Below are 14,003 nucleotides of genomic sequence, written 5' to 3' on the forward strand. Positions count from 1 at the left end.
GGCGCTGAGCGCGGCGGTCAGTCCGCTGTAGGTGTAGAACGAGTTCCGGCTCGGGAACATCTGGTTGAACTGCGCCTCACTGACCACGAAACCGGACGGGTTGCCGCCCCCGCCGCCGCTCGCCGGCGCGTTCCACTTCTGGTTGGCGCCGCCCGAGCAGGTCCAGATCTGCAGCCGGGTCCCGTTGGCGCTGTTGTTGTCCCGCACGTCCAGGCACTTGTTCGCGGCAGGGTTGACGATGTCATGGGCAGCGGTGACCACCCACTGCTGGTTGGCGCTGCCCGAGCAGTCCCAGAGCTGCACCGACGCGCCGTCCGCGGTGCTGCGGTCGACGACGTCCAGACACTTGCCGAGTGCGCGCAGGCTTCCGTCGCCGGGGTTGGACCAGATCTGGGCGTTGGTGCCGTTGCAGTCGTAGAGCTGTACGGCGGTTCCGTTGGCGCTGGCGGCGCCGGCCACGTCGACGCACTTCCCGGCGAGCCCGGTGATCCGGCCGTCGGCCGCCCGGGCGTCGGTCGTGGCGAACAGGGTGGCGAGGAGGGCGACGAGGACGGCGCCGATCAGTGTGCGGCCGGGGGTGACGCGTCTGACGGGCATGCGTCTGGAGTGGAGGATGGTCATGGTGAACGCGGCTCCTTGACGGTGGGGGAAGCGGAATACGGACGCGACCGCCGGGCCGTCGGGCGGCGTCGGCGGGCGGATCTTGCGCGGTCATGGCGGAGCGGACGGTGACATGACAAGCAGAAGGCCGGTCGGGAAGGCCGGCCCGGAGGGTGCTGCGACAGCTGGTGGTTGCTAGGTCTAGACCATGGCAGGCAGGGGTGGAGCCGTCAACTACCCAGCATCCACCGGTACTTCGTCCCGGCCGGCCCGGGTCGGGGCCCGTTCCGCCGGTGTCGGGGGGTGTCCGATGCCGCCGGTCCCCGGGCGGTGCTCCGTCGTGCCACGGTGGGTTCCGGCCCCGGCCGGTCATGACTCCGCGATCGCCTCGCGGACCTCACGGCTGATGCGCGAGTCCTCGCGTTCCGGCGGTCGCGGACCTGCGCCTCCGGGCAGGTGGCGGTCATGAGTCGGCCGCGCGGCGCGGTCCGGACCTCCTCGTGCGGGCCCGGACGGAAGACGGACGCCGGAGGGGAAGGCGCATGCTGTGAATTGCACGGATATGCCCCTGTCCGTGCTCGGTATGATCCGAGTCAGTGGCCGGAGCGCGCGGCGGTGCGACGCGACGCGGCCGTCGACGATGGGACGTGAGCGGATGGAGTTGGAGTTGCGGCATCTGCGCGTGCTGTGCGCGCTCGCCGATGCCGGGAGCGTGGGCCGGGCGGCATCCGCCCTCGGCTACTCGCAGCCGGCTGTGAGCACGCAACTCCAGCGGATCGAACGCCACCTCGGCGAGCCGCTGTTCGAGCGCGGCAGCGCGGGAGTGCGCCCCACCGCGTACGGTGCGGAGGTCGTCGCCCAGGCGCGGGACGTCCTCGCCCGCGCCAACGCGATCGGACGCCGCGCCCCGGCCGACGCCGCCCGAGCGGGCCGGACGCTGCGCCTCGCGGCCACCAACTCGCCCATGCTGTCCGGGACGGTGGCCCGGCTCCGTACCCGACTGCCCGCGGTGTCCCCCGCGGTGAGCAGCGTGTACGCCTCCTCGCGCATCGTCGAACTCCTGGAGGAGGGCGCCGTGGACGCGGGCATCGCCGCCGACTACCCGGGGATGGAACTGCGGCACTCCGCGGCCGTCGGCCACCGCGGCATCGTCACGGAGCCGGACTTCGTCGCCCTGCCGGCCCGGCACCGGCTCAAGGACGCGGACCAGGTCTCGCTCGCCGACCTCGCCGAGGACGCCTGGTTCGTGACGCCCGACGACGGAGCCGGCTGGCCCGGCGTCTTCTACACCGCCTGTACCGCGGCCGGCTTCACGCCCCGCACCGCGCACGAATTCCTCGGCGACCAGGCACAACTGCTCAGCATGATCGCCGAGGGGCTCGGGGTGTCCGTCGTCCAGGCGACGGTCCGGCCGATCCCGCACGTCGTGATCAAACCGCTGGCCGGTACGCCGCTGTGGTGCCGGTACGTGCTGGCCTGGCGGCGCACCGCGGTCGACGAGCAACTGGCCGAGGCGCTGCACCAGTGCGCCACCGCCGCGTACCGTGAACTGGCCGCACAGGCACCGCACTTGCGGACCTGGGCGGCGCGCACCTGGAACGTCACCGGGCCCGCTGGGCCCGGCCGTGGCCCGAGAGGCGCCACAGCCGGGTGACGGGACCGTTCGACCGGGGCCCGGGCCGCCGTTCGACTCCCGGTCTCCGGGCGCGGGACCGCGGGTGCGCCCCGGTCAGAGGTTCACGGCCCGCATGCCCGCCTCGTCGTAGCGCTCACCCGAGACCTCGGGGAGTTCCGCGGCGATGCGGGCCAGGTCGTCCGCGGTCAGTTCCACGTCGACCGCCGCCGCGTTCTGCTCCAGATAGCTGCGGCGCTTCGTTCCCGGGATCGGCACCAGGTCGTCGCCCTGGGCCAGCACCCAGGCGATCGCCAACTGCGCCGGGGTCGCGTCCTTCTCCGCGGCGATCTCCTTCACCTTGGCCGCGAGGCGCAGGTTCGCCTCCAGGTTGTCGCCGGTGAAGCGGGGGCCGCTGCGTCGGAAGTCGCCCTCGTCCAGGTCCTCCGGGGAGGAGAACCGGCCCGCGAGGAAGCCGCGGCCGAGCGGGGAGTAGGGCACGAATCCGATGCCGAGTTCCCGGCACGTGGGCAGCACCTCGGCCTCCGGGTCGCGCGTCCACAGCGAGTACTCGCTCTGCACCGCCGTGATGGGGTGGACGGCGTGCGCGCGGCGGATGGTCGCCGCGCTCGCCTCGCTCAGCCCGATGTGCCGCACCTTGCCCTCGGCGACCAGCTCCGCCATGGCGCCGACGGTCTCCTCGATCGGCACCCCGGGGTCGACCCGGTGCTGGTAGTAGAGGTCGATGTAGTCGGTACCGAGCCGTTGCAGCGAGCCGTGGACCGAGCTGCGCACGTGCTCGGGCGAGCCGTCCTGACGGCCGACCGTGCTCATGTCGCCGGGGACGGCGTCGTCCATCCGGAAGTTGAACTTCGTCGCGATCACATACTGGTCGCGGCGGCCCTTGACCGCGCGGCCGACGAGCGACTCATTGGTGAGCGGCCCGTACATCTGTGCGGTGTCCAGGAAGTCGATGCCCAGGTCCAGTGTGTGCTGGATGGTCCGCAGGCCCTCGTCCTGGTCGGCGGAGCCGTAGAAGGCGGACATGCCCATGCACCCGAGGCCGAGGGCGGACACCCGGAGATCCCGCAGATTGCGCTGTTTCATCTGACTGCCGGCCTTTCCATGAGGGTTTGATCTTCGTTCTCCGGGACGTTACGAGCTGGAGTGCGCTCGATGTCAAGGTCTCGGGGCGACGGCGGCCGTACGGTCCGAGCGCCTTGCCGTGCGGGAGTGCGTGCGCAGGGAAGCGCCAAGGGTGTGCGGACCCCGGACGGCCGTGCCTGATGAACGGGCCGCGCCCATACGCGCCTCCATCCTGCCTTTCCTGCCCCTGTGCCGCACTCCGGCCAGGGCCTGGACCGGCGCCAGGTCTCGAACGTCCGTATGGGTGGATCACCGCGCACAAGCCCGCCGCGGCTGCCACACTGACCGGGAGGACCGTCGGCCACGACCTGACGGACGGTGGTGGTGAGCGCCATGACCAGTCAGTACCAGGACCGCTCCGCACCGGACCCGCCTGTCGACCCCCGCGGCGACCCGTTCCTCGGCACCCGCTTCACCGCCCCCGGTCTGCCCCCACCTTCCTGCGCCGCGAACGCCTGGCCCGCCACCTCGGCCAGGGCCTCGGCACGCCACTGACGCTGGTCGACGGACCGGCCGGAGCCGGCAAGACCCTGCTGGTCGCCGACTGGGCCGCACGCCTGGACCGGCCGGTCGCCTGGTTCACCGCGGAAGGGGCGGACCGGGCGCCCGGACTCTTCTGGGCCTGCCTGCTCCACGCCCTCAGGGCCGCCGGGCTGCGGCTGTCGCCCGGCATCGGCTCCCCGGCACACCCCGACGGCGTGGACCGGGCCCTGCTGGCGCGCCTCGCGGCCGACCTGAGCGACCGCACCGACCCCGCGATCGTCGTCGTCGACGAATTCGAGCGCGTGGGGCCCAGCGCGGACATCGCCGACCAACTGGAGTTCGTACTGCACCACGCGGCGGCGGGCCTGCGGCTGATCCTGGTCACCCGGAGCGAACCGCTGCTCCCGCTGCACCGTTACCGGGCAGCAGGCAGCATCACCGAGATCCGCGGCGCGGAAGTGGCGTTCACTCCCCGGGAAGCGGCCATCCTGCTGGCCTCGCACGGTCTGCGGCTCACCGGCGAGGGCGCGCACGCCCTGGTCCGCCGCACCCGGGGCTGGGCCGCCGGACTGCGTCTGTGCGCCCTGGCCGCACGGCAGAGCCCCGATCCCGAGCGGTTCCTCAAGGAGTTCGAGGCCGGACACAGCGTCGTCGCCGACTATCTGCTCACCGAGGTGCTGCGGCGGCAGCCGGCCGCCACCCAGGACCTGCTGCTGCGGGTGAGCGTCGTGGAGCGGTTCCGGCCGGGGCTGGCGGACGCGCTGACCGGCCGGCACGACGCCGAACGGATCCTGGCCGGGCTGCGGCGGGAGAACGCGTTCGTCGAACCCCTCGGACGGACGTGGTACCGACTGCACCCGCTGTTCGCCGAGATCCTGCGGGCCCACCTGCGCGTACGGCACCCCGGCCTGGAGACCGAACTGCACCGCAGGGCCGCACGCTGGCTGAGCCGCTCCGGGTCGCTCACGGAGACCCTCACGCACGGCTGCGCGGCCGGGGACTGGGAGTTCACCGCCCGCACGCTCGTCGAGGACCTCGCGATCGGCCGGCTGTTCACCGGCCGGCGCCCCGACGACCTGGGCGCGCTGTTCGCCCGTATGACCGCGGGCACCGACAGCCCGGCACGGGAACTCGTCCTCGCGGCCCGCGAACTGGCCGACCGGGACCTCGGCCACGGGCTGGCCCGGCTGCGGCACGCCGGGGAACTGCTCGCCGCCGCCGACGGCCACCCGGCCGCCGCCGACCTGGTGCCCGCCCGGCTCGGCCTCGCCCTCCTGGAAGCGTTCGCCGCCCGGCTCACGGGCTGTCCCGGCCGGGCCGAACGGGCTGCCCGGATCGCCCGTGACCTGCGGCGGTCCGTCCCCGCCGAGCGCCTGCACCGGCACCCCGAACTGCTCGCGCTGCTCCTGACCCACGTCGGCTCGGCCCGGCTGTGGGCCGGACACACCGACGCCGCGCGTGCCGCGCTCGCCGAGGCGCTCTGCTGCCCGGACGGCGTCACCACGGCACTGCCGCGCGAGGAGTCCCTGGGCCACCTCGCGCTGATCGACTGGCTGGCCGGCTGGAACACCCGGGCCGAGCAGCAGGCACTCGCCGCGCTACGGGAGGCCGCCCGGTACGGGCTGCCGCCGTCCGCCTGTTCCGCGGTCGGCGGGCTGGTCCTGGCCGCCGTGGCCGTCGAACGCGACGAACTGGACACGGCACAGGCCCTGCTCGACCGGATCACCGCCACCGGCGACGGCCTGGTCGACCCGGTCGCGGAAGCGGCCAGGACCCTCGTGGGGGCGCGGCTGTCGCTGGCCCGCGGCGAGCCGCGGGCCGCCCTGGCCGCCACGGAGAACGGCGTCACGGCCGTCGTCGCCTCCCCGTGGGCGCGGGACCACGCGGCCCTGGTCGTGTCCGCCGCCCGGCTGGCCGACGGCGATCCGGAGGCGGCGGCCGAGGCGCTGGAGCCCGTCGCGGCGCGGCGACCCGCCTGCGCCGTCGCGGCGGCCCGTGCCCGGCTCGCGGCGGGGGACCCCGCCGCCGCGCTGGAACTGCTCGACGCGCTGCCGGCCGGCGGCCCGGACGGTCCCGCGCTGACGGTGCGGGCCGTGCTGGTGCGCGCCGAGGCCGCCGACCGGGCCGGAGACGTCACCGCCGCCCGCCGCCTGGCCGCCCAGGCGCTGCGTGCCGCGCGCCGCGAGCGCCTGCGCCGGCCGTTCCGCGAGGCCGGCCCGTGGCTGTCGCCCCTGCTCGTCACGGGGCCCGCCGACGACTGGCTCACCGCCCGCGGTGATCCCGCGCACGGCGGCCCGGCAGCCAGCGGTTCTGCGCACAGCGGTCTCGGAGACAGCGGTGCTGGACATGGCGGTTCTGCAAACCACGGACCGGTGGACGGCGCACCCACGGCAGACGGACCCGTCGGCCACGGATCCGCACGCCATGGACCCGCCCGCCATGGACCTGCCCCTCACGGCCCCGACCTCCGGTCCGCGCCGGTCGTCGAGGAACTGAGCCCGCGCGAGCGCGACGTACTGGGCAGGCTCGCACAGCTGATGTCCACCGAGGAGATCGCGGCGGACCTGTACGTCTCCATCAACACGGTCAAGACCCATCTCAAGAGCGCCTACCGCAAGCTCTCGGTCAACCGGCGGGCGGACGCGGTGCGCCGGGCCCGCGAACGCGGCCTGCTCTGAGCCGTCGCGGCACCGCGGCCCACGGAGGCGCGCACCGTGCCCGCGCTGCGGGGGCGCGGGTTCACCTGCGCCGGGTGAGGCCGGGGCGGGCCGCGGGGCGGGACGATCACGGGAGAAACGGACCGCCGGCGGAGACGAACGAGCCACCGTGGACACGAGCGGACCACGGGCGGACAGACACGAGCACACCACCGGTGGGAAGGGGACAGTCCGGCTGCTGTACACGCCACCCGCGGGGAGGACGGCTCATGCGGTACGAGATCCGCGTCGAGGGACATCTGTCGAAGACGCTCGCCGAGGCATTTCCCGAACTCGACCACGTGGTCGTGTCCGACCAGACCCTGCTGTTCGGGCCGGTCGTGGACGAGGCGCACCTCTACGGGCTGCTGGCCCGGTGCCAGGCGCTGGGCCTGCGCGTCCTGGAGCTGCGCCGAGTGCCGGAATGAGAGGCCGCGTGGACGGGGCCCGCCCCGGCGGCGGGTGACGGGCCGGGGCCGAACCGCCTCGATCAGGGTTGCGCGGCCCCGGACCCTCCCGCCTTCTTCTCGGGTTTCCGGGACCTCCCCGCCTTCCGGTGGTTGCCGGCCTTCGCAGGACCGGCCGGCGCGCTGGAGGCGGCGTACGGGTCGGGCTCCGCCCCCGCGGGCGCCTCCCGCTCCAACTCCAGCCGCACCTGCGCGAGTTCACGCCGAGTGGCGGCGCTGACCCGCGGGTACCGGGGGTCGATGTCCCGCAGGGTGCGGACCAGCACCGCCGCCGCGCAGGCCCGCGCGAACCACTTGTGGTCGGCCGGGATCACATACCAGGGCGCCCACGGGGTGCTGGTCGCGGACAGCATCTGTGAGAACGCCTCCTGGTAGTCGTCCCAGCGCTCGCGCTCACGGACGTCCGCCGGGGAGAACTTCCAGTTGCGTTCGGGTACGTCGATGCGTTTGAGGAAACGGATGCGCTGCTCTTCCCTGGACAGGTTCAGGAACAGCTTCACGATCCGGAAGCCGTTGTCGCACAGGTACCGTTCCCAGTCGTTGATCTCCCGGTAGCGCCGCTCCCAGACGTCCGGGCCGCGTGCCTCGGCGGGCAGCCTCTGCCGGGCGAGGTTCTCCGGATGCACCCGTACCACCAGCACCTCCTCGTAGTGGGACCGGTTGAAGATGCCGATCTCACCGCGGGCCGGCAGCCGGCGGGCGTAGCGCCACAGATAGTCGTGGTCGAGTTCCTCGGCCGAGGGCACCTTGAAGCCGGCCACGTGGACGCCCTGCGGATTGACCCCGCTCATCACATGCCGGATCGTGCCGTCCTTGCCGCCCGCGTCCAGCGCCTGCAGACAGACCAGGACGCCGAAGGTGTCCTGCGCGGCCAGGCGCCGCTGGTAGTCGGCCAGCAGGTCGACACCGGCGCGCAGCAGCTCGACGCCGTCCTTCTTCTTCCGGATGCCCGCCTTGTAGCCGGGGTCGAAGTCGTCGGCCAGACACACCTTCGAGCCGGGTTCGACCCGCAGCGGCTCGATGAACTCCGTGCTCCGCCGGACCCTGTCATCCGCCATCGCCCGTACGTCCCTTCTCGCCGGGCACCGCCGTGGGTCCCCGTGTCCCCGCAGGATCTCCGAGCCGGCCGCCGGCGGCCTCACCCGCGCCGGGTGAGGCCGGGACCGCGGGCCGCCTCCGGTCCGTGGCGGGCGCGGCGCCCGGACGTCCAGCCGTCGGCGCGCACGGTCCGGCCGGGGCGCGGCTCAGCCGGGCCGGTCGGTGGCGGGGTCCTCGCCCTCGCCGCGGGTGGCGGCGGCGATCAGCCGGTCGATCAGCGCGATCAGCACGTCCCGGCTCGACTCGCGTTCCCGCGCGTCGCACAGCAGCACCGGGGTGTCCGCGGGCAGCGCGAGCGCGTCCCGGATGTCGTCGGGCGCGTACGGATGCCGGCCGTGGAAGCCGTTGACGCCGACCACGAAGGGGATGCGCCGGCGTTCGAAGAAGTCGAGGGCGGCGAAACTCGTCTGCGGCCGGCGCACGTCGACCAGGACCACGGCCCCCAGGGCACCGATCGCCAGGTCGTTCCACATGAACCAGAACCGCTGCTGCCCGGGGGTGCCGAACAGGTACAGCACCAGGTCGGACCCGATGCTGATCCGGCCGAAGTCCAGGGCGACCGTGGTGGCCCGCTTCCCCTCGATGCCGTCGAGGTCGTCGACGCCCAGCCCGGCGGCCGTCAGCGTCTCCTCGGTACGCAGCGGGGCGATCTCACTGACGGACCCGACCATGGTCGTCTTGCCGACGCCGAATCCCCCGGCAATGAGGATCTTGACGGTGTCCGGAGCGGCGACCGCCCCGGCGGGGGCTGTACGGCCGATCTTGCTGACCATGAGGCGGGATGCCTTTCGTCGAAGCGGGAGAGCCGGCTGGACGGGACGACGGCCGCAGGAGCCGATGAGCCGGCCCTTCGGCCCGGGGGCCGGCCCGACGGCCCTAGAGCCGGCCGAGACCTTCGCGCACCTTCCGCAGCAGTTCCAGGTCCGGTGCGCCGCTGGAGACGGGATGCGGCCGGTGGGTGGTGATCCGGCCCTCCTCCAGCAGGTCGCAGAGCAGGATGACGACCACGCTCACGGGAAGGTCGAGGTGGGCGGCGAGTTCCGCGACGGCGATCGGCCGGGCACACCGCTTGAGGATGCGGGCGTGCTCGGGCTGCAGCCGGTCCGCCCAGGCGGGCTGCGGATCGATCGCGGTCACCGTCGTGATGAGGGTGAAGTCGGCGCGGCTCGGCCGGGTCCGCCCGCCGGTCAGGGTGAACGGTCGTACCAGGCGGCCCGCCGCGTCGCCTCCGTTCACCTCACACGCCGCGGTCGGACGCGGCGACGACGCCAGCGCGCGGCGCCGCGCTCAGGTGCTCGCCGATCTTCTTCACCAGCATGTTCATCTGGTACGCCACCACACCGACGTCCGCGCCCTGACTGGTGAGGACCACGAGGTGGGCGCCCGGACCGGCGGAGGTCAGGATCAGATAGCTGTTGGCCATCTCGATGAGCGCCTGGCGCACCGGACCGCCGCGGAAGTCCATGCTGACGCCCTTGCTGAGGCTCATCAGGCCGGACGCGGTGGCCGCGAGGCGTTCGGCGTCGTCGCGCAGGAACCCGGTGGACTTGCTGACGACGAGTCCGTCCTCGGAGAGGACCACGGCGTGGTTCACCTCGGCGACCCGCTCGACGAGTCCGGTGAGCAACTGGTCGAGCTGGGTGTGCGTGGCGGGGATGGGGCTGGTCATGTCAGCGTCCTTCGTGAGCGGTCGGCGGGCGGAGTCGGCTGGGGAGGTCCCCGTTCTCAGGCGGGGGCGCGAGCGGCTCCGCGCCGTCCGCGCGGGCCTGGAGCGTGCCGCGCTGGAACCCGCCGAGGGAGGAGGCGGCGCGTTCCGCGGTGAAGTCGTCGAGCCGGCCGTTCCCCTCGGCAGGCGGCGCCTCCTCGCGCAGTTCCAGGACCAGACTCGTCTGCGGCACACGGCGCGGCAGCGGGGTGAGACCGCCCGGGGTGTCCTGCGGTCGGGGGGCCGCGGCGGGCCCGGCCGGCCTGGCGTGCCGGACCCGCGGCACGACGGCCGTCGCCGGCCCCGTCCCGTTCACCGCACTGGTGCCTGCGTCCCGCTGCGTGCCCGGGTCCGCGTCGTCCTCGGCCGCACCGGGGACCGCACGCCCGGGCCCGCCGGGGCTCTCGCGTACGACGATCTCGTGCGGTACCAGGACGATGGCCATGGTTCCGCCGTACGGCGACGGGCGCAGCGTGACGGCGATCCCGTGCCGGTCGGCGAGCCGGGCGACGACGAACATGCCGAGCCGCAGGTCGTCGGCGAGTCCCACCACGTCGAACTGGGGCGCCTGCGACAACTGGGCGTTCAGCGAGGCGTAGTCCTCCTCGGACATGCCGAGGCCGCGGTCCTCGACCTCGATGGCAAGTCCCCTGGCGACCATCGAGGCCCGCACCCCGACCGGGCTGGGCGCGGGGGAGTAGGCGGTCGCGTTGTCGATGAGTTCGGCGAGCAGGTGGACCACGTCCGCGACCACGGGCGGGGCGAGGCTCACCTCCTCTTCGGTGTGCACCTCCACCCGCCGGTACTCGGCGACCTCGCCGACGGCGCTGCGCAGGATGTCGACCAGGGAGACCGGCTCGGTCCAGCTGCGCCGGGGCTGCTCGCCGCTGATGATGACGAGATTCTCCTCGTAGCGACGCAACTGGCTGGCCGTGGAGTCCAGTTCGTACAGGGCTTGCAGGATGTCCGGGTCGTTGTGCTGCCGCTCCAACGCGTCCAGCTTGCTCAGCTGGAGGTTGACGAGATTCTGGCTCTGCCGGGCGATGCCGAGGATGACCTTCTGGAACCCGCGCCGGGTGTCGGCGAGTTCGACCGCGGTGTGCACGGCCGTGCGCTGTGCGGTGTTGAACGCCTGTGCGACCTGGCCGAGTTCGTCACGTCCGTAGTCCAGCGGCGGGGTGGCCTGCTCCACGTCGACCCGTTCGCCCCGCTCCAGCCGGGCGACCACCTCGGGCAGCCGCTCCTCGGCCAGGCCGAGCGTGGCCTCCCTGAGCCCGTGCAGCCGCCGGGACAGCGAGCGGGTGATCCGCCAGGACATGCCGGCGCACAGCAGCAGGGCGACGAACCCGCCGACGCTCAGCGAGCCGGCCGTGACCAGCAGGTCGTGCGCCCTCGCGGTGCTGCGGTCGAGCAGTCCGGTTGTCTGACTATGGATCAGATCGTCGTAGTCGTCGCTGACTTCGGTCAGCGCGGCGTTCCACTGTCCCTGTGCGTCGGGCAGCGCGATCCGCCCGTCCGTCCCGCCGGCCGTGGTCCGGGCGGAGAGGATCTTGTCCTCGATCCCCTCCAGCCTCTTCCAGGCGCCGCTCTGGAGGATCTGTTCGGCCTGCGCCTTGGCGTTGTCGCGCAGCGCGGGCATCACCTGGTCCTCGATCAGCCAGCGACGGGTGTTCACCAGCCGGGTGAACACGGCCCACCGGTCCTCGTCCAGGTGTCCGGACGACCAGGCCGTGGTGAGCAGCGCGTCCTCCTGGGAGACCTGCTCCGCCGCGTGCTCGATGGCGACGAGCGGCATGGCCTCCGAGGTGAGTTCGCCGTCGTCGACCTGGGACAGCCCGAGGAAGGCGTGGATCTGGTCGTCGATGATCGTGCTGTACTGGTCCAGCACCTGTTGGGCGGTGATGTCGGTGGGGTCGTCGACCTGGCTGCGGTAGTACTCCAGGCTGCCGACCGACCCGATGACCGAGTACATGCGGTCCTTGATCCGGGACGGTGCCTCGCGGATCTCCTTCGCCTGCCCGACCAGTTCGGTCACGGCCGCGTCCGTCTGCTTCCGCTGTGTGTCGAGCGCCGCCCGGGAGCCGTGCGGAGAGGCGAGCCAGGCGGCGGACAGCCGGCGTTCCCGTTGCAGCGCGAGGGTGGCCTCGGTGCCCATGGCCCCGGTCGACCGGCTCAACTGCGCCTGCGAGCGCAGCCGCAGCCCCTCCGAGAACATCTGGGTCGTGGTGGCGCCCCAGATGACGGCGAGGGTGACGCTGGGCACGAGGGCCAGCAGGATCAGGGAGAGACGTATGGAGCCTAGACGGCGCCGGGCGCCTGTCCGTGGAGACATCGTCGTCCTAGTGCGGTCTTCGTCGGGCGGGGGGGAGTCGGAAGGAGAGACGGGTGGGGGCGAGCGCGGCGGGTGGTGGGTGTCCCGTGCGGCACGAGGGGTGCGCGAGGATGTTATCCGCACAAGTGACCCCAGGTGCCGCACATGCTCGAATCGTTGGCGTGGACCCGGGGTGAACCGGCCGGTCAGCGCGTCCCGTTGGCGGCGAACTGGGCCACCTCGGCCACGTTCGTCTTGGTCACGAAGGCGGGCCCGGTGAGCACGGGCGACTCCCCGCCGCCGCTGATGTTGCCGTTGGTCCGGTACAGCCACAGCGCGTCCACGGCGAGATAGCCCTGGAGGTAGGGCTGCTGGTCCACCGCGAACTGCACGTCGCCGCTCTGCACGGCCTTGACCAGGCCGTCGTTGAGGTCGAAGGTCGCGACCCGGGCCCGGCTGCCGGCTTCCTTCACCGACTTCACCGCGGCGAGCGCGAACTGGGCGCCGTTGGTGACCACTTCGTCGATGCCGGGGTCCTGGCGCAGCCGGGCGGCGATGGATTCGGTGACCGTGTTCATGTCGGTGCCGTCGACGTAGGCGAGGGAGGTCTGGCCGCCGAACGTCTTCTTCACCCCGGCGCAGCGGGCCTCCAGGGCGATGTTGCCGCGCTCGTGGATCACGCACAGGGCGCGCTTGGCCTTCAGGTCGTCCAGCTTGTTGCCGACCGCCCGGCCCGCCACGCTCTCGTCCTGGCCGAAGTACTCCAGTGCGCCGGTGGACTTCCAGTCGTCGATGCCGGAGTTGAGGGCCACCACGGGGATGCCCGCCTTCTTCGCCTCGGTGATCGGGGCCTTCATCGCCTCGGGCTTGGCCAGCGTCACGGCGATGCCGTCGACCTTGTCGCGGATCGCGTCCCGCACCAGCTCCGCCTGCCCGGCGCCGTCGGGGTCGTTCGCGTACGTCAGCTCGACGTCGTCCTTGGCCGCGGCGTCCGCGGCTCCCTTGCGCACCCGGTCCCAGAAGGCGTCCCCCCGGTCGCCGTGGCTGACCATGGCTACCTTCAGCCGGGCGGTGCCGGCTGCGCGGGTGTCGGCGGCCGACCGCGTGGCGCCGGCGCCGGAGCAGCCGGCGACCAGCAGGCAGCCGGCCGCCGCCGCGGCGGCGGTCAGCGCCGCGGAGTGCGTCGGCCTGCCGGGCGCGGGACGTGGGGGAGACGTGTTCATGGGGGTGCGGCACCTCGCTGTGCGGCCGAGCCTGGGGGAAGGGAGCGCGGTCCCGGTGCTCGGGTGTGGCGCGCCCGGCCCGCTCTCCCCGCTGGAGCCAATCGTGTGTGACCGCGGGTAGTCAAGTGTGCCAATGGTGTGAGGTGTGGCCGGTGCCACATCGTGATGCGGTGGATGCGGTGCGGGACTGGAAAAGTCGGCCAAATACGGCACCGAGTGCCAGGACGTCACCGTGGTGCGACGGTCACGGTCCGCACACGCACGAGCGCTCGCCGCCGAGAGTGCGGACCCGGGTGCGCGGACCCGGTCTCACGGGTGCCCGGGGACGCTGGCGGCCGGAATGCCGCCGACAGCCGCCGGAAAGACGTCGCGGGCACGCCCGAGGGCCCCCGGGGCGACGGCGTCGGGGGGCGTCGCCGGTGATCCAGGAGGCGGGGTACCTGATGCGGGCGTACTCAGGGGGCGGCGGTCTCGGTGGTGGCCCCGCCGTCGCCGCCGGTGCTCGGCTGGCAGGTGGGACACAATTCGTGGAGTCCGTCGAAGGTGACGACGGTTCCCCAGCCCAGGCAGTGCTCGCAGTCGCGGGCAAGGCTCAAGTCCGGGTGGGGAGGCAGGAGGGGGCTTTGGTGGGCTCCGTGTGCCATGACGGGGTGCGGCTCCTC

General features: G+C 73.1%; 13 protein-coding genes. 4 read left to right on the plus strand and 9 right to left on the minus strand.

The genetic code is table 11. From position 1 onward, the window contains the following. Positions 1-597, minus strand: a 597-nt coding sequence (locus ACFY2B_RS28595; RefSeq protein ID WP_390766066.1) for a ricin-type beta-trefoil lectin domain protein, incomplete at its 3' end; no start/stop codon positions are given. A gap of 658 nt (positions 598-1,255) precedes the next feature. On the opposite strand from ACFY2B_RS28595, the gene ACFY2B_RS28600 reads away from it, so the two are divergent. Beyond that, the gene (locus tag ACFY2B_RS28600) at positions 1,256-2,254 is read left to right on the plus strand and encodes a LysR family transcriptional regulator (protein WP_390765944.1); all 999 of its coding nucleotides are present in this window, start codon (positions 1,256-1,258) and stop codon (positions 2,252-2,254) included. Between the two features lie 75 nt (positions 2,255-2,329). Here ACFY2B_RS28600 and ACFY2B_RS28605 read toward each other — a convergent pair whose 3' ends face one another. Beyond that, positions 2,330-3,319: an aldo/keto reductase gene (locus tag ACFY2B_RS28605; protein WP_390765945.1), complete on the minus strand. Its 990-nt coding sequence runs from the start codon at positions 3,317-3,319 to the stop codon at positions 2,330-2,332. A gap of 372 nt (positions 3,320-3,691) precedes the next feature. On the opposite strand from ACFY2B_RS28605, the gene ACFY2B_RS28610 reads away from it, so the two are divergent. From ACFY2B_RS28610 to ACFY2B_RS28620, 3 genes are all read left to right on the plus strand, one after another. After that, a complete protein-coding gene (locus tag ACFY2B_RS28610; protein ID WP_390766076.1) occupies positions 3,692-3,853 on the plus strand; it encodes a hypothetical protein in 162 nt (53 codons plus the stop codon). A 38-nt stretch (positions 3,854-3,891) separates the two neighbouring features. Then, complete coding sequence (locus ACFY2B_RS28615) at positions 3,892-6,519, plus strand: LuxR C-terminal-related transcriptional regulator (protein ID WP_390766067.1); 2,628 nt, start codon at positions 3,892-3,894, stop codon at positions 6,517-6,519. A gap of 248 nt (positions 6,520-6,767) precedes the next feature. Beyond that, on the plus strand, positions 6,768-6,965 hold the full coding sequence (locus ACFY2B_RS28620) for a hypothetical protein (RefSeq protein ID WP_390765946.1): 198 nt from the start codon (positions 6,768-6,770) through the stop codon (positions 6,963-6,965). Positions 6,966-7,027: 62 nt separating this feature from the next. Here the strand turns inward: ACFY2B_RS28620 and ACFY2B_RS28625 are convergent, their stop codons facing one another. The 7 genes from ACFY2B_RS28625 to ACFY2B_RS28655 all read right to left on the minus strand — a co-directional run bounded on the left by ACFY2B_RS28625 (position 7,028) and on the right by ACFY2B_RS28655 (position 13,937). Next, positions 7,028-8,062, minus strand: coding sequence for a polyphosphate kinase 2 family protein (locus tag ACFY2B_RS28625; RefSeq protein ID WP_390765947.1), 1,035 nt, complete (start codon positions 8,060-8,062; stop codon positions 7,028-7,030). Positions 8,063-8,248: 186 nt separating this feature from the next. Continuing rightward, a complete protein-coding gene (locus ACFY2B_RS28630; RefSeq protein WP_390765948.1) occupies positions 8,249-8,875 on the minus strand; it encodes an ATP/GTP-binding protein in 627 nt (208 codons plus the stop codon). 103 nt (positions 8,876-8,978) lie between these two features. Beyond that, the gene (locus tag ACFY2B_RS28635) at positions 8,979-9,338 is read right to left on the minus strand and encodes a DUF742 domain-containing protein (RefSeq protein WP_376538734.1); all 360 of its coding nucleotides are present in this window, start codon (positions 9,336-9,338) and stop codon (positions 8,979-8,981) included. 1 nt (position 9,339) lies between these two features. After that, a complete protein-coding gene (locus tag ACFY2B_RS28640; protein ID WP_390765949.1) occupies positions 9,340-9,771 on the minus strand; it encodes a roadblock/LC7 domain-containing protein in 432 nt (143 codons plus the stop codon). 1 nt (position 9,772) lies between these two features. Then, positions 9,773-12,139, minus strand: a complete 2,367-nt coding sequence (locus tag ACFY2B_RS28645; protein WP_390765950.1) for a nitrate- and nitrite sensing domain-containing protein — start codon at positions 12,137-12,139, stop codon at positions 9,773-9,775. A gap of 185 nt (positions 12,140-12,324) precedes the next feature. After that, entirely contained in the window at positions 12,325-13,341 is a 1,017-nt protein-coding gene (locus tag ACFY2B_RS28650; RefSeq protein ID WP_390765951.1) for a substrate-binding domain-containing protein, read from the minus strand. A gap of 455 nt (positions 13,342-13,796) precedes the next feature. Next, entirely contained in the window at positions 13,797-13,937 is a 141-nt protein-coding gene (locus ACFY2B_RS28655; RefSeq protein WP_390765952.1) for a hypothetical protein, read from the minus strand. Between the last annotated feature and the right edge of the window lie 66 nt (positions 13,938-14,003).

It is taken from the genome of Streptomyces sp. NPDC001270 (genome assembly GCF_042896695.1).
In the GTDB taxonomy this organism is placed as follows: Bacteria; Actinomycetota; Actinomycetes; order Streptomycetales; family Streptomycetaceae; genus Streptomyces.

Coding starts and splice junctions, on each gene's coding strand:
- ACFY2B_RS28600 (WP_390765944.1), top strand. CDS start 1,256: ATGGAGTTGGAGTTGCGGCATCTGCGCGTGCTGTGCGCGCTCGCCGAT.
- ACFY2B_RS28610 (WP_390766076.1), top strand. CDS start 3,692: ATGACCAGTCAGTACCAGGACCGCTCCGCACCGGACCCGCCTGTCGAC.
- ACFY2B_RS28640 (WP_390765949.1), bottom strand. CDS start 9,771: ATGACCAGCCCCATCCCCGCCACGCACACCCAGCTCGACCAGTTGCTC.
- ACFY2B_RS28620 (WP_390765946.1), top strand. CDS start 6,768: ATGCGGTACGAGATCCGCGTCGAGGGACATCTGTCGAAGACGCTCGCC.
- ACFY2B_RS28630 (WP_390765948.1), bottom strand. CDS start 8,875: ATGGTCAGCAAGATCGGCCGTACAGCCCCCGCCGGGGCGGTCGCCGCT.
- ACFY2B_RS28605 (WP_390765945.1), bottom strand. CDS start 3,319: ATGAAACAGCGCAATCTGCGGGATCTCCGGGTGTCCGCCCTCGGCCTC.
- ACFY2B_RS28645 (WP_390765950.1), bottom strand. CDS start 12,139: ATGTCTCCACGGACAGGCGCCCGGCGCCGTCTAGGCTCCATACGTCTC.
- ACFY2B_RS28625 (WP_390765947.1), bottom strand. CDS start 8,062: ATGGCGGATGACAGGGTCCGGCGGAGCACGGAGTTCATCGAGCCGCTG.
- ACFY2B_RS28650 (WP_390765951.1), bottom strand. CDS start 13,341: ATGAACACGTCTCCCCCACGTCCCGCGCCCGGCAGGCCGACGCACTCC.